The sequence below is a fragment of the Cohnella sp. GCM10012308 genome, assembly GCF_042649185.1.
Classification (GTDB): Bacteria; Bacillota; Bacilli; order Paenibacillales; family Paenibacillaceae; genus Cohnella.
Genome location: NZ_JBHRYU010000042.1, coordinates 60,691 through 78,621, shown reverse-complemented (window position 1 = coordinate 78,621; position 17,931 = coordinate 60,691). Strand labels below are relative to the sequence as shown.

At 56.6% G+C, this 17,931-nt stretch carries 12 protein-coding genes and 2 pseudogenes; 6 read left to right on the top strand and 8 right to left on the bottom strand.

Annotated features, from left to right (window positions below; all coding sequences use genetic code 11):
- Positions 1-335, top strand: a 335-nt coding sequence (locus tag ACFOTD_RS30815; protein WP_378123770.1) for an integrase core domain-containing protein, incomplete at its 5' end; no start/stop codon positions are given.
- A gap of 213 nt (positions 336-548) precedes the next feature.
- On the opposite strand, the pseudogene ACFOTD_RS30810 reads toward ACFOTD_RS30815, so the two are convergent.
- From ACFOTD_RS30810 to ACFOTD_RS30800, 3 genes and pseudogenes are all read right to left on the bottom strand, one after another.
- Positions 549-719, bottom strand: a pseudogene (locus ACFOTD_RS30810) (S-layer homology domain-containing protein); the annotation flags it as partial.
- 79 nt (positions 720-798) lie between these two features.
- Positions 799-3,630: an immunoglobulin-like domain-containing protein gene (locus ACFOTD_RS30805; protein ID WP_378123775.1), complete on the bottom strand. Its 2,832-nt coding sequence runs from the start codon at positions 3,628-3,630 to the stop codon at positions 799-801.
- A gap of 138 nt (positions 3,631-3,768) precedes the next feature.
- A pseudogene (locus tag ACFOTD_RS30800) lies at positions 3,769-4,320 on the bottom strand (GLUG motif-containing protein); the annotation flags it as partial.
- A gap of 505 nt (positions 4,321-4,825) precedes the next feature.
- Here ACFOTD_RS30800 and ACFOTD_RS30795 point away from each other — a divergent pair.
- Both ACFOTD_RS30795 and ACFOTD_RS30790 read left to right on the top strand, forming a co-directional pair.
- The gene (locus tag ACFOTD_RS30795; RefSeq protein WP_378123769.1) at positions 4,826-5,245 is read left to right on the top strand and encodes a DUF4395 domain-containing protein; all 420 of its coding nucleotides are present in this window, start codon (positions 4,826-4,828) and stop codon (positions 5,243-5,245) included.
- 144 nt (positions 5,246-5,389) lie between these two features.
- A complete protein-coding gene (locus ACFOTD_RS30790; RefSeq protein ID WP_378123767.1) occupies positions 5,390-5,653 on the top strand; it encodes a hypothetical protein in 264 nt (87 codons plus the stop codon).
- Positions 5,654-5,898: 245 nt separating this feature from the next.
- On the opposite strand, the gene ACFOTD_RS30785 is transcribed toward ACFOTD_RS30790, so the two are convergent.
- Entirely contained in the window at positions 5,899-7,959 is a 2,061-nt protein-coding gene (locus ACFOTD_RS30785) for a beta-galactosidase (protein WP_378123766.1), read from the bottom strand.
- Positions 7,960-8,136: 177 nt separating this feature from the next.
- Here ACFOTD_RS30785 and ACFOTD_RS30780 point away from each other — a divergent pair, with 177 nt between their 5' ends.
- From ACFOTD_RS30780 to ACFOTD_RS30770, 3 genes are all read left to right on the top strand, one after another.
- Positions 8,137-8,997 carry a helix-turn-helix transcriptional regulator gene (locus ACFOTD_RS30780; protein WP_378123764.1) on the top strand — a complete coding sequence of 287 codons (861 nt, stop codon included), beginning with the start codon at positions 8,137-8,139 and terminating at the stop codon, positions 8,995-8,997.
- A gap of 10 nt (positions 8,998-9,007) precedes the next feature.
- Complete coding sequence (locus ACFOTD_RS30775) at positions 9,008-9,976, top strand: AraC family transcriptional regulator (protein ID WP_378123763.1); 969 nt, start codon at positions 9,008-9,010, stop codon at positions 9,974-9,976.
- A gap of 88 nt (positions 9,977-10,064) precedes the next feature.
- A complete protein-coding gene (locus ACFOTD_RS30770; protein ID WP_378123762.1) occupies positions 10,065-11,246 on the top strand; it encodes an MFS transporter in 1,182 nt (393 codons plus the stop codon).
- A 77-nt stretch (positions 11,247-11,323) separates the two neighbouring features.
- Here the strand turns inward: ACFOTD_RS30770 and ACFOTD_RS30765 are convergent, their stop codons facing one another.
- The 4 genes from ACFOTD_RS30765 to ACFOTD_RS30750 all read right to left on the bottom strand — a co-directional run bounded on the left by ACFOTD_RS30765 (position 11,324) and on the right by ACFOTD_RS30750 (position 17,602).
- Positions 11,324-14,083, bottom strand: coding sequence for a glycosylhydrolase-like jelly roll fold domain-containing protein (locus tag ACFOTD_RS30765; RefSeq protein ID WP_378123760.1), 2,760 nt, complete (start codon positions 14,081-14,083; stop codon positions 11,324-11,326).
- A gap of 85 nt (positions 14,084-14,168) precedes the next feature.
- On the bottom strand, positions 14,169-15,752 hold the full coding sequence (locus ACFOTD_RS30760; RefSeq protein ID WP_378123759.1) for a type 2 periplasmic-binding domain-containing protein: 1,584 nt from the start codon (positions 15,750-15,752) through the stop codon (positions 14,169-14,171).
- A 72-nt stretch (positions 15,753-15,824) separates the two neighbouring features.
- A complete protein-coding gene (locus tag ACFOTD_RS30755) occupies positions 15,825-16,694 on the bottom strand; it encodes a carbohydrate ABC transporter permease (RefSeq protein WP_378123758.1) in 870 nt (289 codons plus the stop codon).
- A gap of 2 nt (positions 16,695-16,696) precedes the next feature.
- Complete coding sequence (locus tag ACFOTD_RS30750) at positions 16,697-17,602, bottom strand: ABC transporter permease (RefSeq protein WP_378123757.1); 906 nt, start codon at positions 17,600-17,602, stop codon at positions 16,697-16,699.
- Positions 17,603-17,931 lie beyond the last annotated feature (329 nt).

Sequence of the window (17,931 nt, the reverse complement as noted above, 5' to 3'; positions counted from 1 at the left end):
CGATGCCCGTGATCCGCACGGACAACGGCCCTCAGTTCGTCAGTAAGCTGTTCCAAGACATGTGCGAGTGCTGGGAGATGGTCCATGAACGGATCCCGCCGCGGACACCGAATATGAATGCCTACATTGAATCGTTCCACAGCATTCTTGAGCAATGTTTGTTCAGTAATCGTACATTCCTAACGCTTGAGGAAGCTTATGAAGCGCTCGACCAATTCATGGACTTTTATAACAACCGCAAGATGCACGGAAGTTTAAAGAACATGGCTCCAACAGAATTTGCGGCATGGGTCAAGACATTGGAAGACGCTTCAGACTATTACAGATCGGTGTAATCGCGCGAAATAAAGACCTACGCTGTAAAATCGAATCATTGTAGGGCATGACTCCAGTTTTAGGGGGCCTAGCCGCATATGCAGGCATTTCCTCCAGTGACGCGAGCCGATCGTAAATACATGTATAAATGCAGCTTTTTGGCCGACAAACATCCGAAAAGCTCCGAAAAACCCTTCTCCGTATAAACCGTCGGAGAAGGGTTTTCGAGGACGTTACCTATTTGCTTGTGTCATCCCTGTACCTTCATCTGCTTGCCCCGGCTGTTCCTTGACTGCCAGCATCCGGAGCAGAACCGTGACCGTCTCCGCTCTCGTCGCGGCAGCCCTCGGGAAGAAGCCGTTGCCGCCTTTCCCCTGCATGATGCCCAGCTTCTTCATCTCGGCTGCCGCCCCTGCCGCCGAGACTTACGGGTAAGATAAAACGGCCTTCATCCCTCGATACCGGGACAAAGGCCGTTCTACTTTAGATCAATTCGGATTTTTGAAGCAGTCTTTGAATCATGACGGCAATCTCTGCCCGGGTGATAGCCGCTTGCGGATCCAGCTTGCCGCCGGCTCGGCCGGTTACGATGCCGGCCTGCAGACTGTCGGCTACCGCTTGTTTCGCCCAGGAGGATACGGCTGCCGCATCCGCGTAAGCGCTGAGCGACAACGTATCCGAGCCATTCGGCGATTGCTTGGCTTGCAATCCGGTCAAGCCCATCGCTTTCCGGATGATCACCATGGCCTGCTCGCGGGTGATCTTTTCCTGCGGGTGGAAAAGACCGTCGCCGAAGCCGTCAATCAGCTTGTAATCGTAAGCAGTCTGCACCACACCGGCATACCATGCCGCAGGGCTGACATCTGCAAACGCCGATGTACCGCTCTCGACTTTGAGTCCGAGCGCCCGCACGATAGTCGCCGCGAACTCCGCGCGCGTCATGCTCAGGTCGGGACTGAACAGCCCGTCTCCCGTGCCGTTAACGATCATCCGCGAGCCCACGTCGTTAACCTCATTTTTCGCCCAGTGGCTCTCGACGTCCCGGAACGCCACCGGATGCCAGACGACCGCGTACAAGCTGTTGGTCAGACTGTTGATAACGGCGTAATACTTTCCGTCGATCATGGTAATCTTGGTCGGAACGTGGCGGACGGTTCCTTCCGGATCGGTCACGACGGCCGTGCTGATCTTGCTGGAATCTACGCCGTCGGGAATCGCGATCGTGCGTTCCACGTATGCGTCGAACCGGCTGATCTCGATCGTCTTGCCGCCATAGGTGCCGAGTACGGTAAACTCAACCGGTGCGACAATTAGGCTGAAGCCGTTCTGCGAAGCCGCGTCCGTCACGACTTTGGCGGCATCCGTTGTCGGAGCCGCGATTTGAATATGGATCTTGATGTCTTTCAGATCAACCGTCTGCCCCAGCTGCTTGGAGATCGAATCGATGTCGATCTGCCTGGCGGGCAGCGTATAGGTCGCTTGCGGCGTCTTGATCGTCACGATCGCCTGCTTCAGCTCCATATTTTTCACCATTTGGCCGTTCAGCTCGGCAATGATCACGTCCGATCCGGCGCTGACCGGAATGGTGACGACGGCGTTGCTTCCTTCCGCAGTGAGCCTTTGATCCAGCTTGACCGGGTCCACGGTCACGGTGGTGACCGATTGGCCGTTGACGCTCGAAGTCGACAAGGTTCCAGCCTTCTCTACCTTGCCGTTAACGAGAACTTCAATATCGTTGGCTGCAGGTTCGGACGGGGTTACCGGCGGTACCGTGATGACCGGAGCAGGATTGGATACCGTTACTTCGCTTGTTGCGGTAAAACCGCCGTCTGCCGTCGTCGCCGTAATCGTCGCCGTGCCGGCGGCGACCGGCGTGACGATGCCGTTTTCCACCGTCGCAACGCTTATGTCGCTCGAATGCCAGATGACATTCTTGTACGTCGCATCCGACGGTGCAACGGTTGCCCTCAACGCCTCAGCCGCGCCGCCTGCCGTCAAATATAAGGTCGGCTTATCCAGCGCTACGCCTGTTACGGCTACCGTCGCCGGCGACGCCGTATCGATAATCGCAATGGTAAAGGTCGGGCTCGTTCCCTCGCTCATATCGAACGTGAACGTATGATCGCCGGTTTCGAGCTTGGACAAGTACTTCTTTTTGAAAGTAACCGATCCGTCCGAACTTACGGAATAGGCCGTATCGGCGACGCTTGTGTCGTTAAGCGTAATCCCGATTAGCACGTTGCCGTTCAGCGTCAAGGTCGTAGAGACATCCTGGTAATGACCCGCAGACGGATCTTCCGCATTCTTGTCAAAAGTTGCGGAGGCTGGACTCAGGGTGCTGTTATTCGGCGCTACGAAACCGAGTGCCTTCACCGTAACGGTGAACGGTTTGGTGTCGGTAACGCTGCCTTTCTTAATCGTCGCCGTGAGGGTGACCGTCCGGTCGCCCGTCGTAAAGGACGGACGCGTGACGAAGCCGTCATTGGCAATCGCAGTCAGGGCATCCGAGGACCAAGTGATCGTCGTATTGCTTGCTCCCGCAGCCGTAAGCGTCAGGTTTTGCGTGACGTTCGTTGCGCTGTCGCCGCTTGCGTAGCCGATTTCCAGCGCGGTTTTGGCGCTTGCGACGGCTTCGGCATCGCTTTCCGGCAGGGCCTTGACCGTGACGGTGAACGGTTTGGTGTCGGTTACGCTGCCTTTCTTAATCGTCGCCGTGAGCGTAACCGTCCGGTCGCCAGCCGTAAAGGATGGGCGGATGACGGTGCCGTCATTGGCAATCGCAGCAAGCACATCCGAAGACCAAGTAATCGTCGTGTCGCTTGCTCCTGCACCCGGAAGCGTCAGATCCTGGGTGACGCTTGTTGCGCTATCGCCGCTTACGTAGCCGATGGCCAGCGCCGTTTTCGCACTCGCGACAGCCTCCGCATCCGTTTCCGGCAATGCTTTTACCGTAACGGTAAACGCTTTGGCGTCGGTCGCACTGCCTTTCTTGATCGTCGCCGTAAGCGTGACGGTTCGATCTCCGATCGTATACGACGGACGAGTGACCAAACCGTTATTGGCGATCGTCGTCAAGGTATTAGAGGACCAAGTAATGGTGGTGTCGTTTGTTCCCGAAGTTGCAAGCGTTAGATTCTGCGTAACGCTCGCTGCGCTGTCGCCGCTCGCATAGCCGATAGCCAGCGCCGTTTTGGCACCCGCTACAGCATCGTCATCTGTCACAGGCGGTTGAAGTGTCGGATATTGTCCGTCGTTCATCGCCCAGACTGTATCGAAGTCCCATCCCGCACCGGTAAATGTAGCTTTTGTCTTCATTTCAACGGTCGTTTTGGAATCGCCTTTTCCTATATCCGATTGTGCAGTGGTGGTCTTGTCGTAAAAACTGGAAGTGATGGTTCCCGAGGAGTTATCGCCAATGATCCCACCGGTCACGGAGGTGCCGGTCACCTTGCCCGTAGCATAACTGTTCGTAACGATTCCCCGGAAATGCCTTCCGATAATTCCGCCAACGCTAGCACCACCAGTTACAGCTCCGGTAGAGTAGCTATTTTCGATGGTGGCATTTGTATTGCCATATCCGCTTATTCCGCCGACGTAGGAGCTACTGCCGGTTACGGTGACACTTGAAAAACTTTTAAGAATTTTCCCATAGTTATCTCCTACAATTCCACCAATATAGTTAACGCCTCCAACTTGCCCACTTACAGAGATATAGCTGATGCTGCCATAATTTCTGCCTATTAAGCCGCCGACAGTGCCATTCCCTATTACATTCACATTAACCAGTTTGACATTATCGACCTTAGCGTTACTGCCCAAAAAGCCGAATAATCCCACATTCGTGACATCCGGAAGATTAATGGTCAAGCCTGAAATCGTATGCCCGGCTCCGTCCAAACGGCCTGTAAAATTAACAGACGAATTGCCGATCGGGTCCCAATTCGAATAACTGCTCAAATCGATATCGTTGCCAAGCTTATAAGAAGAACCAGGCTTATCCCTCATGCTATTGAGTTGATCGGCATCCGTGACGATATAGGGATTTGTTGCGGTTCCCGCCCCCATCATAGGTGCGGCCGCCGCATGGGCCGTGTGATTATAGAAAAACGGTTGAATGGTAGAAAAAAGCATTAGTAATAACAGTCCAAGCGAAAATCTGCGCAACATGTTTTTCTTCCCTTCTTTCCTTATTTATAAAAATTTTGGGGCGCCCCTCTGTCAATGTTGCTTTCTTCTGCCGCGTCCTATTGGTTTTTACTATTTAAGGTTATGAAGGCTAAGAATCCCCCCTCTTGCAATTAAATGTCAATAAAGGTCAAACTGTGCACAAAAAAATATCTAGTTAATGATAACAAGCAGTACTTAACATATACTGAAAGACTTCCTGCTGGAGAATGACTTTTGCGGGAGAACGAAGGATTACGGGATGTCTTTCGCTTAAAGTTCCGGATTGACTTATGTTTTCCAATGGTCTAACTTGGAATTAAGTGTTTACGCAGGAGGCGATTAAATGAAGGAAGTCCCCATGCCTTATATTAAGTCCAACCAGACCGGCATCGTCCTGTTTGCCGTCTTGTCTTTTTTCTTCGCCCCCTTGTGGCTGCTGGCCATTCTGTGGCTGATCGAGGTCGTCGGCCTTGCGACGGGCGGCAAGTATAACCTGTTTGTACGAATCGCGAAGCCTTGGCTGAAGACGGCAGGCAAAGAAACGCAAGCGCTGGAGCTGGCCCGCTTCAACAATACGCTTGCGGTCACCTTCCTGAGCTTGGCCGTCCTCAGCTTCTCGCTGGGCTGGACCATCGCCGGTTATGCATTCGCCGTCATGCTGCTGGCCGCCGCCGGAGCCGCCCTGCTCGGCTACTGCATCGGCTGCACAGTTTACTTCCAGTACAAGCAATTGCTCGAGAGACGACGCATTCGTCATTCTTAAGTCGATAGGGCCTTAGGCGAAAAGGTCGAGCGTTAGGCGAAAAGGCCGGGCGTTAGGCGAAAGGCCGGGCGTTAGGTGAAAAGGCCGATTGTGTGTTGAAAAGACCGTCGAGTCGAAAGGCCGATTGTAAGCCGAAAAGGCGCATTGATCGGCCTGAAGTCGCCCGCTCCGTTCCTACGCCGCATGCCTGCAGCAATGCCTGCAGCAATGCCTGCAGCAATGCCTGCAAATATACATCTATTTTTGCCGATGTCGCCCCTTTTAGGTAGAAAAGATGCAAATGTGCATCTATTTTCCTCCATCAGCCGGATTTCCCGCCTGTGCGTTGCATTTACCTGCACATTTGCAGGTATTTCATCTGGTGCCATTGGTCAACAGAAAATACATGTACAAATGCAGGCTTTTTAATCCGCTTGCCTATCTGCCTGAGTGCTGACTGACTGACTGTCTGTCTGTCTGTCTGAAACTGATTGACTGTCGACTGACTGCCGACTGACTGCCTCACTACCGCCTGACTGCCGACTGACTGCCCGTCCGTCATCCGAATAGCTCCGACATGCCGATCGCGTCATCCTAAAAAAAATCGCCGTCCCCCCCATGCCATAAGCACAAGGGAATCGGCGATCTTTTTACGTCCATCTCTTACTCAATAATCAAGCCTCAAGCGTCAATATCATAACGCCATACGCCGGCAGCTCCCGCTCGCCCTCCATCCGGTCTCCCGTCAACAGCTCGCGCGCGGCCTGCTTGAAGCGAATCGCCGCGGGCCGGTCGGCGTAGTTCAGCAGGAAGAGGTAGCTCCGCTCCCCCTCAGACCGAATGCCAAGCTCCACTTCGGCCGGCGCATCCAGCAGATCGGACACCGGAGACGCGAGTCCGATCGAGTCGATCAGCGCATCGACGACCGGTTCGCTGTAAGCCGCCCCGTAATACCAGGCATGCCCCTTGCCTGCCGCACGCTTCGTCAATGCAGGCGCTCCTGCGTAATATTCGCTCGCGTACGCCGCTACAACCTCGGTGCCCGGATCTTCGACGCGCAGCACCTCGTTGAAGCCTTCCGCCTTCGTGCCCGCAGGCAAGCGGCCGTCCGTCCATTGCACTTGCGCAGCCGATACCGTGCCCTTGATTAACGTGAAGTCTTCTACGTTAATCCCGCACAGCTTGGCAACAGGCCCGGGGTATGGACGCATGTAGCAGTGTCCGTCCAGGTTCTTGTAGCCGGTGCGAGCGCCGAAAAAGAGCTGTCCGCCTTGTTCCGCGTACTGCGCGAGCAGCGCCGCCGTCTCGTCGCTCATGATCGCCGGATGCGGATAAACGATGACCTTGTACTTGGCCAGATCCTCCAGCGTGGTCGACTTGCGCAGCGTAATGACGTCCGTCGGAATATGGCGGTACTGCAGCTGCTTGTACCACGCCCCCATGCTGCGCCAACGCAGCGGACCGTGCCACTCGTCCAACTCCCCGTCCCACGTATTGTCGTAATCCTGCAAAATCGCCACATCCGCCCGGTAAACCGTTCCGGCGACGGCGGCGCCGATTTTCCGAAACTCGTCCCCGACCTGCGCAACCTCGCGCACTCTGCGATTGGGCTGGTTATGATAGTCGTTAATCCCGTGCCAGTACATCTCGGTGCCGAACGTGGCCGTCCGCCAGCGGAAGTAGACGAGCAGGTCGGTGCCGTGCAGAACCGACTGATAAGACCACAACCGGATCTGTCCCGGCCGGGGCGTGCCCATGCCGATCCGGTTCACCCAGCCGCCCGGCCCGGATTGCTGCTCCATGACGCAGAAGTTGGGCGAGATCGACCGGACGTTGGACAGGCTCATGCTCCAGCCGCGGTCGCGGAGCGGATTGTCGTCTTCCCCCGGGAAGATCGTCGAGAACTGCGGGTACGAATCGTACGAAAAGAAATCGAGCAGCCGGTCCGTCAGCTCGTGATTGTCCAGATGGCCGAACGTGCCGTTCGTCGTCACCCAGTGCTGCGGCGCAAGCTCGCGGATGATATCGGCCTGCAGCTTCGCGAACGAGATCGCGTTGTCTGAAATAAATCGCTTCTCGTCCAGCGCCAGATGCGGATTAGGCGACGGATTGACCATCGGCCGCGTGAGGTGAACCTGCTCCCAATCGGTGTAGGTCTGGCTCCAAAAGACGGTGCCCCACGCTTGGTTCAAGGCATCGAGCGAGCCGTAGCGCCGCTTCAGCCATTCGCGGAATGCCGTATGATCGGCTTCTGCGTAGAAAACGTTGGTCTCGCAGTTCAGCTCGTTGTCGATCTGCCAGCCGATGACCGCCGGATGATCCCTGTACGCCTCCACCATATTGCGGACGATGCGCTCGCACAATTGCCGGTAGAGCGGGCTGCTATAGTTATAATGCCGCCGCATGCCGTGCCGGTATAGAACGCCGTCCACGCTCGCGTTCAGTACCTCGGGATATTTATGCGTCAGCCAGGCTGGCGGCGTCGCGGTCGGCGTGCCGAGGATGACCTGAATGCCGTGCGCATGCGCCAGATCCAACGCCCGAACAAAAAAAGAAAAGTCGAAGCGCCCTTCCTCCGGCTCCAGCATCGCCCATGCGAACTCCGCCAGCCGCACGACCGTAATATTCATCTCCCGCATGCGCCGGAAATCGTCTTCCCACAGCGCCTCCGGCCAATGCTCCGGGTAATAGCAGACGCCAAGCCGCAGCTCGTCCATTCGGATCGATCTTGCCATCGTTTGTTCGGCTCCCCTCGCTTATCGATACCTTCATTTTAGTGGAATCACGACCGTGCTCATATGACAAATACATGCGACTTCTATTAAAATATTGCGATCCCGATAACGACAACCCACCGTTACTGTGGTACTCTTATCGTCACACTTTAAAATTCCGTGGATAGAGGTCATCCCATGCGCGAGCATATTTTCCTGCCCAAGCCCTTGTTTCCGAGGCATGTTTGCTTTCCGGATTTTATCGGAGGGTACAGCCAGTTTCCGGAGCATGCCGTGAGCCGCGAATACCAGACCAAGGAAAGCCGGATGGACCGGTTGTACAATCTGCATATCGTGCTCGACGGCAAAGGCTTTCTTGAAACGGACGGCCGGCGCTACGAGCTGACGCGGGGGCAAGGGTTTCTGTACGGCCCCGGCCTCAGGCAGGTGTACCGATCCGATGCCGGCGATCCGTGGCATATCCGGTGGGTGCATTTCTTCGGCGAACGCCTCGAAGAGCTGCTCGACGGGAAGGGACTCGACGGACCCTGGTTGTTTGCCTTGTCGGACGTGCCTCCTGTCGAAGCGCTGCTGGATCGATTGCTGGGATTGGGGCGACACTACCAGATTGACGACGAATACAGCGTCGCGGGGACGCTTTACGAGCTGCTGGCCAGATTGCAGGAAACGACGTCGCGGCTGGACGTTCCCGCCAGCTCTTCCGCCGACCGGATTCGGACGGCCGCCAATTACGTGCGCGCCCGCAGCCGCGAACCGTTTACGATCGAGCAAGCGGCGGCGCTGGCCGGCTACAGCGCCCACCATTTCAGCCGCAAGTTCAGCGCTACGTTCGGCATGTCGTTTCCCGACTTCCTGCTCGAAGCCAGGCTGATTCACGCCAAGCGGCTGCTGGCGTCCACGCAGCTGTCCGTCAAGCAAATCGCGCTGGAGACCGGCTTCTCGCAGGCGAGTTACTTCAGCTCCTGCTTCCGGCGCGCGGAAGGCATGACGCCGCTCCAGTTTCGGAGCCTGCATCCGATTACGTCATTTGACCTTTAGGAGTCCCGTTATGTACCTGAATACAATCCCTCTCGACCATAAGCTGTTCGAGACCAATCCGCACGGCCGTCCCGAATTCCCCATTCAGTATTATGTCGATGAGCCGAATAAATTTATCGATCAGATCGTGCCGCTGCATTGGCATTTCGAGCCGGAATTTTTCGTCGCGCGCGGAGGGGCTGTTAAGGTGCAAATCGGCAATCATTTCGTTCGGTTAAATCCCGGCGACGGCATTTTTATTAATGCTAACGCCTTGCATGCCTTCGAACAGTTCGATGCGGCAGACCCGTGCCAATGCCCCAATATCGTTTTTTCCACGGAATTGATCGCGCCCTATACGAGCGTCCTTTATCAGAAATATATCGGTCCGATCATCGTAAACCGCGGTTTGCCCCACATCATTTTGCGTGCGGATATTCCCTGGCAAAAAACGATTCTGGATCAGCTTTCCCGGATATTCGCCTTACTGCACGAATATGGCCAAAAAAGCCCGTATGGTCCGTTTCCCGCTTTAAGCTACGACGCGTGGAATGTCGGTGGGACTTGTTTTGAAATGCAGGTACAGCTTCACTTAAATCAAATATGGCAGCTTATGTTCAGCCATCTGGCGGAGATTCCTACGGTCGATCAAGACCAAAGGGAAATGCAGTACCAGGTTCGCTTGCAGCAAATGGTGGCCTTTATTCAGCAGCATTTTATGGACGCCCTTACGCTTCAGGACATATCAAACGCGGCCAGCGTCAGTAAAAGCGAAGCCTCTCGCTGCTTCCAAGCCTATCTAAAATGCGCCCCGATCGATTATTTGCTCCAATATCGGATCGAGACCGCCCAGCGGCTGTTGCATCATTCAGCGCTGACGATCCAGGAGGTTGGTTTGGAATGCGGATTCAATTCGTCCAGTTACTTCATTCAGACCTTTAAGAAGAGAACCGGCATGACGCCAAGGGAATACAGGAATCGTGTGAATTTAATGACATGAATGGACCGGATTCTTATATCAAGCAGCCTTTTAATCATGCAAGATGTACTTAAAATCTAAGGCATGCTTGAAAGGAACGATTTTCGCAATGCAATCTGCAGTGAATCAAACGAGATGGCGAATCGCCCTGTTCGTTATTTTTTCGCTTCCCGGCATGGCGATCTCGTCATGGACGTCCAGAACCCCGGAGATCCGGGATATCCTGCACGCATCCACCTCCGTGATGGGATGGATCATATTCGGCATTGCCGTCGGCTCCATCGTCGGACTGTTATCCGCAAGCAAGCTGATTACGCGTATCGGTGCGAGAAGTGCCATTTTAGTCAGCATTTTGTTCATTGCGGCAGGCATGATCATCGTTGGCGCCGGCGTTTTTCTTGCGTCAAAAGCATTGGTATTACTGGGCCTCATTGTATTCGGGCTAGGCTACGGCGTCGTGGAAGTCGGGCAAAACGTGGAAGGTGCGGCCTTGGAGCAAAGTTTGCGGAAAACGGTGCTTCCGTCCCTTCACGCTTCCTTTAGCGCTGGCACGCTCGTCGGTGTCGGCCTCGGATCGGTTGCCATCAGCCTCAAAATGCCGGTGGTCGTCCATCTTATTTTGATTGCCGCTATGATAAGCATCGCTTTATTTATAGTCATTAAATATCTTCCTTCCGGCACGGGCAGAGCGGAAACGAACGCAGCGGAAGGCAGGAGCGACGCCTCGGATCGAAAAAGCCGTGTCTGGCGCAATCCCAGGCTTCTTTTTATCGGAATTATCGTTCTGGGGATGGCCCTGGCGGAGGGTACCGCCAACGATTGGCTGCCGATCGCTTTTGTCGACGGTTACCAGGTCAGCCATGTCGCCGGGACGACGATTTACGGGATCTTCCTGGCCGCCATGCTGGCAGGCCGATTGTCGGGCGGCGTCTTCTTGGACAAATACGGTCGGGTTCCGGTCCTGCGGGTTGCGGCTTTACTCGGCCTGGTCGGACTGGCGATCGTTATATTCAGCGGTAATTTGTTATTGGGCGCTGTCGGCGTATTTCTATGGGGCCTCGGCGCGTCGTTAGGCTTCCCGGTAGGTCTCTCCGCTGCCGGCGACGATTCGAGGAACGCCGTTCAAAATGTCGCTTTCGTATCCACGATCGGTTACTTTGCCTTCCTCGTCGGTCCGCCGATGATCGGTCTTCTGGGCGATCAATGGGGACTTCTGCGCGCGCTGATCATCGTGCTGGCAGCGATATTTATAGCGGGAATCTTTTCGTCTGCGGCGAGAAAGGCAAACTAAATTCAGAGCGAGAAATAGCCTCAGTGCCGCGTTTCCGGCGCTGAGGCTGTCTGCTATTCCGTGCGCTATTCCGTGCGCTACTCTACTCTCCTCGTTGAAGCCGTCCTTCTTAATCGAACGGGCCCGAGCAGCCCGCTCGGCTCCTGCTGCGCAAAAGCAGACAAGAAGTCCCGCTGCTCCTTCGCCAGCGTGTTCGTGACTTCGACGACAAGCCGGTTTTTGCCCTTCCTGAGCAGACCTGTCGCCTCCATCCGGTACGGAGGGCAGATGCGGACGCCTGCCCGCTCGCCGTTGAGCCACGCTTCCGCCGTCTCGTACGCCTCGCCCAAATCGAGCTGAACCGTCTCGTTAACCCCGGACTCGTTCCACTCGAACGCCGTTTCGTAACGGATCGTGCCCGAAAATCGCGGCAGCGCCTCCGGTCCGCTCATATTCGTCAGCTCAGCCAGCGTACCCCGCGCCGTAAAATGGGGATATCGCCCGGCATCGGCGACGGATACGGTCCATTCGCCGCGCAGCTCGATGGCCGTGTCTGTAGGACCTGCCGAACCTGCCGAGTCAGCCGAGCCTGCCGAAATTGCAGAAATTGCCGCACCTGCGGAAGGATGCGGAATTGCCGTATACGCCTCAAGCCCGGAACCGTGGAGCACGATGACGGATTCGTACGGCTCGAGAACGAGCTCTAACGAAGCCCCTTTCCCGCCGTTAACTCCGTTAACGTTAATGCCCTTGACGCTTAATCCGGTTAACCGGTTCAGGAACGCATCGTAGGCATACACGTCGCCTTCGACGGGCAGCGCAACCTTGGTGCGAATCGTCCGGTTCGGATGCTCGTTAAAAAACATGAACACCTCCAAGCCGTCGTGCAGGTAACGATAGCTCCGGAGATACGGCTCGTACGCCTCGGCGCGAATGTCGTAATACCCGTCCTCGATTAACCCCGGCGCCAGTTCGTCCAGGGCGACTACCTTCACGTACGGATGTCCGGCAAGAAGAGACAGCTCCGCGCTCACGTCATCGCCCTCGCTCGACCGGGTCGGCAGCCCGCCCGCGAAACGAACGGCGACGCCCTGACCGGCGAGCTCAGCGATGCGGCGAACCAAGGCTGCCGGCAGCGCCTCCGCATACGGTACGATCAAGCAGGCATAATCTTCGAGATGTATATGCAGCCTGCCTTCGCGCACGCTCGCCCCCGCCACCAGGACATCGGCCGGAACGACGTCGCAGTCGATCTGACGCTGCATCAGCATTTTCACGGGCTTGTGAAAATACATCGCCTGTCCGGACCACTCGGCTTCGGCATGGTACAGGACGGCCGCGGTCGCCGCATGCCTGCCACCGGAGAGAAGATGGCTGATGCGGTTCGTATAGTCGTTTAAGATTTTGTAATAGCGGTACTGCGGATTTTTCCCGTCCGCATACAGATGCGGCGGGCAGTCCGGATCCGGAAACGCCTTTTGGGAGAAGGCATGCGGCACGAAGTAGTTCACGCCGCGCACGAGCATGTGGTCCGTGAGCCACTTCATCAGCTTGAGTCCTTCCGCCCAGCCGTAGGCACCGAATACTTCGCACATCGTCCGCCCCTGTTTTTTCGGATCGATATGCGCGAGCGAGACGCCGAGCTTGGCCAGGCCGTAGTGGAAAAACTCGCTGTCGGTCTCCCCCGCCGGCCAGCGGAAAGGCACTTCGTCGAAGCCGGGCACGATCTGCCACAGCACGACGTCGATGCCCGACATATGCTGTCCCCCAAGCGCGCGGAAAAAGTGTCCGGCCCCGGAGCCCAGCCTCGCGTGCACATTGTTGTCTTCCAGCACATGCCCGATGTATTCGACGCCGCGTTCGCAGCACCACGCGCCGAGCTGATTGCAGAAGTGCTCTCCATACAGCCTGCTGACGATGTTCATATAGGCGTAGCGCACGACCTGCGAGCGTTCTCCCGCGTCATGCCACAGGAGGTGCAGCCGCTCGCGGTAGTCGTCGCCGAGCGCCTGCGCCAGCAGCGCCGGCAGCTCGGCGCTCCAGGGAAGCGCAACCCCTTTTTTGCCGGGCTTCGAATCGAAGTCGAAGGTCGTCTTGTCGTTGTAAAAGCCGGGCTCGTCCGAGAAAAATCCGGCGAACGTTTGCCCGAAATCCGCCTTGTACCGCGCATAAACCGCCTCGTATACCGTATCGATCAAGATCCGCACCGAGTCCGGATGCAGCGGGTTTATATAATCCGCCTGCGCCTGGCTGCCGCCGTCTTTATTTTCCGATACGATGAAGACGCGCCAGTAGCCCTCGGGAATATCCCAATACAGAATTCCGTCCTGCACTAGATCGGTGATGTCGACGCAGTCGGCGAGCAAGGCGCCGCCCGCCGGATTCCGGCGTACCGCGACGACGGAGACCAGCTTGTTTAGGCCGCTCGCGCTCCCCGGCGTCGAGATCGTCGGCCGGAGTCCGTTCAGCAGCAGCGTATCGAGCAGCAAGGACGCGCCGCGGGCAGGGCCGACGACATCGATGTGGCGCTCGCCCAAGAATAAGCGATGCAGCGCTTCCGGCGCCGCCTTGACCTTCCCCACCGCATGGCCCGTCGGAAAGTGGTCGTCGTCGAGCAGCCATACCTTCATGCTGCGCTTGCGGGCTTCGTCCATTACGATGTCCACATCCGTCCACCACTTCGGACCGAGAAAATCCGGGTGCGGACGCGATTCGATGCACACCGCCCCGATGCCGGCTTCATGGACGCGGGCCATCTCTTCCCGGATCGCCCGCTCCTCCTCCCCGTGCTGCCACAGAAACGGCAGGATATAATTTTGCCCTTTGCCGTCGAGCACTTCCTGAAGACGATCGTTCATGATATAACCCCCTGCTTCTCCTCATAAAAAGAGTCCGCCCGTTATCGAGCCGGGCGGACCGCATGCAAACGAATTCCTTCTTTGATTACTTCTTCACTTTGTCGTACCACGCTCTGGCGCGCTTCGTCACTTCTTCGCCGCCGGACTTGTTCCACTTTTCCACGAATTCGTCGAACTTGTCGATCGGGTATTTGCCGAGGATGATCTTGCTGGCGTACTCGATGAACAGCGTGCGGTTGTTGATATCCGCATAGCCTTCGTAGACGCTGGCCGGCATGCCGTCGCCGGCGATGACCTTGGCGTATTTTTGCGCTTCCTGCATGTTTGTCGTCACCTGATCGGCGATCCACTTGCTGTCTTCGGACGCGGTGCTGTTGAACAGATCGGTCGTGAACTCAAGCGTGGCCGAGCTGGAGTACGGATTCAGGATTTGATTTTCCTGGGTGCTCTTGTCGTCCGGCAGCTTGACGGCCTTGCCGTCCTTCATCGTATAGTGCATGCCTTCCACGCCGAGGTACAGGTCCTTCCAGTTTTTCTTGTCGTACATGTTGTTCAGCAGCTTCAAGGTCGCCATCAGCTTCTTCTCGTCCTTGTTGTTTTTCACGACCCATTGCGGCGGACCGACGCGCTTCCACGTGTAGAAGCCATCGTAGCCTTCGACCTTAGGTACTGGAAGTACTGAAAATTGCGCCTTCACGCCCGTATTCTTCTGCAGATTTTCCAGGTTGAGATTCAGCTGCTCGACCCAGTGGAAGTAGTTGCCGGCTTTGTTGGACGTGATCTTGCCGTCCCACTTGGCTTTGTCGTTCAGCAGCGTTTCCGGATCCATCAGCCCGTCCTTGTACAGCTTGGCGATGAACGCCAGCGCGGCCTTCATGTTCGGCGTCACCGCGGAATACGTCAGCTGGCCGTCGTACAGGTCCCAGTCCGGATAACCTTCGAACATCGCGACGCCGTACATCCCGAACAAGTGGTCCATCCAGCGCGCTTCCTGACGGCCGCCCGTCGGCAGCTCGTCCTTTTGCCCGTTGCCGTTCGGATCCTTGTCTTTGAACGCCTCGAGCACCTTCACGTATTCGTCCTGGGTCGTCGGCATCGAGAGGCCCACCTTGTCGAGCCAGTCCTGGCGGATCATGCCGGCGTACCTGCCGTAATCGACCGAGCCGGGAATGTAGTAGATCCGTCCTTGGCCGGTCGGATCGTTCGCCTTGACAACGTCCCACATCTCCTCCGGAATGACCGCAAGGACGTTCGGCGCGTACTTCGGCAGCAGGTCGGTCAGATCGGCGATCGCGCCGTTTTTGGCCAGGCTGTCCTCGATGCCCTGCTGCGGTGTGAACAGGTCCGGCATCTCGTTCGCGGCGATCTTCAGGTTCAGCTGGTTCAGGTAGTTGGTGCCGCCGTTCCACTCGACGTACGGGTTGATGACGCCGACGCCCAGCTTCTCCTTGTACAGCTCGTACAGCTTGCTGCCTTTGTCGACCGGCTTGTAGCCGATGTTGGTTCCCCATACTTCGATATCGACGATCTCCGCGTCGCTGCCGGCTTGACTCTGCGCGGCAGGCGAAGAAGTTTCCTCTGCGGAATTCGAGCTTCCGCTGCAACCGGTTGCAGTGACGACCGCCAGCAGCGCGGCCGCCGACAGCAGCCCCATCTTTTTCATCTTCATGCGTTGCTCCCCCTTATAATGGATCCGGAAATGATATGTTTAGGCGTTTAGCCGCTAAACTGAAGGAATATTCTACCCTTTAACCGAGCCGATCATGGCCCCTTTGACAAAGTACTTCTGCAAAAACGGATACGCCGCGACGATCGGAAGAATGGCGAAGATGACGGTGACGGCTCTAAGCGTCCGTTCATTATAGTTCAGATCGGCTGACGACACCGCCCCCGACATGATGACGTTATCGTCGGTGATGAATTGTCTGATCTTGATCTGAAGCGGGAACCAATCCGGATTTTGCAGGAACAGGAGCGGATGCTGGAACTGGTTCCACAGCACGACGCCATAGAATAGGGCGAGCGTCGCCAGCACGGCTTTGGACAGCGGGAGCACGAATTGGAACAGCATCCGGAAGTACCCGCAGCCCTCGAGGAAAGCCGCCTCCTCCAGTTCCTTGGAAAACTGCTTGAAAAACGTTCGCATGATGATCAGGTTAAACGGGTTCAGCACATGCGGCACGATCAGCACCAACGGGTTGTTATAGAGGCCGAGTCCGCGCAAGGTTAGAAAATACGGGACGATCGGCGCCTTGAAGATCATCGCGACGACGACGCCGATCATGACGACCCCGCCCCAGCGGAACTCCGGCTTCGACAGCGGATAGGCGAGCAGCGCCGTCATCAGCAGCGCCAGCACGGTGCCGATCAGCGTCGAGCCGAGCGTCAGGGCGAACGACCGCCACAGGTCGGGCCGATCGATGATGTATCGCCAGGAATCCAGCGTCAGCTGCTTGGGCCAGATGGTAACCAGGTTCATATCGACGGCGCTCTTGGAGCTGAGCGACGTGGCGACGACGGACAGGAGCGGGATGAGCGCAAGCGCCGACAAGAGGATAAGCAGCACGGTGACGGCGGATACGAATACTTTTTCGCTTCTCGTTTCAGACACGTCTACCAGAGCCCCCCATCCGATACTTTTCTCGATAACCGGTTAAAGACGAACACGAGGATAAATCCGACCACCGACTGGAACAAGCCGACGGCGGTGGCGAAGCTGTACTGCGCCTGCTGGATGCCGGTCCGGAATACGTACGTGTCCAGAATGTCGCCGGCGCTGTAGGTCATCGGCGTGAGCAGGTTGAACACCTGATCGAAGCCCAGGTCCAGGAAGTTGCCGATCTCGAGGAGGAACAGCACCAGGACGGTCGGCAGGAGCAGCGGAAACGTGATGTGACGGATCTGCCTGATCTTGGAGGCGCCGTCGATCATCGCCGATTCGTACAGCTGGGGGTCGATCGCGCTGATCGCGGCCATGTAGACGACCGTGCCCCAACCCGCGTCCCGCCAGATGGAGGTGATAACGTAGATGATCCGGAAGTAGCCGCTCTCTTGCATCGCCAGCACGGGCTCGTGGCCGAACCAGCCGAGTACGATGTTGAACAGTCCGCTCAGCGAGAAGAAATCGAAGACGATGCCGGATACGATGACCCAGGACAGAAAGTGCGGAATGTAGAGCGCGGTTTGCACGCCCTTTTTCAGCGCCGACTTGCGGATCTCGTTGATCATCAGCGCAAGCAGCACCGGCACCGGGAACACCAGCACGATTTTGAGCAGTCCCAGCATTAACGTGTTGCCGAAGACGCGGGCGAAGTCGGGATGGTGGATCAGCGTTTCGAAATGCTTGAAGCCCACCCAGGGACTGTCGACGAATCCTTTGAAAACGGAGTAATCCTTGAATGCGATTACAGCGCCGGCCAGCGGAATGTATTTGAATAGGATCAGAAAAACGATTCCGGGTATCGCCATCGCATACAACGGCCAATACACTTTCATCCGATGCAGTGCAGCTGTTCTCAACCTTGCCCCTCCTTGCTCCTGACTTGAATTCGCTTACAACTCCACTATATCCGCGGCGTCGATTTGCCTCAATCGGACAGAATCAAGGTTAAACAGGGGCATTTTTAGGATTAAAAAATGGGCGAGGTGGTTCCGGATAGAGCTACATGGGCGCAGCGGTTCGGGTAGACGGGCGATGTAGCTCCGAATAGAGCTACATCGGGGCGGCAGGCTAGCCGGATGGGCGATGTAGCTCCGGATAGAGCTACATCGGCGCGGCGAGCCGGGGGCATGGGCCATGTAACTCCGGATAGAGCTACATCGACGCGGCGGGCCGGCAGGCTAAAGAA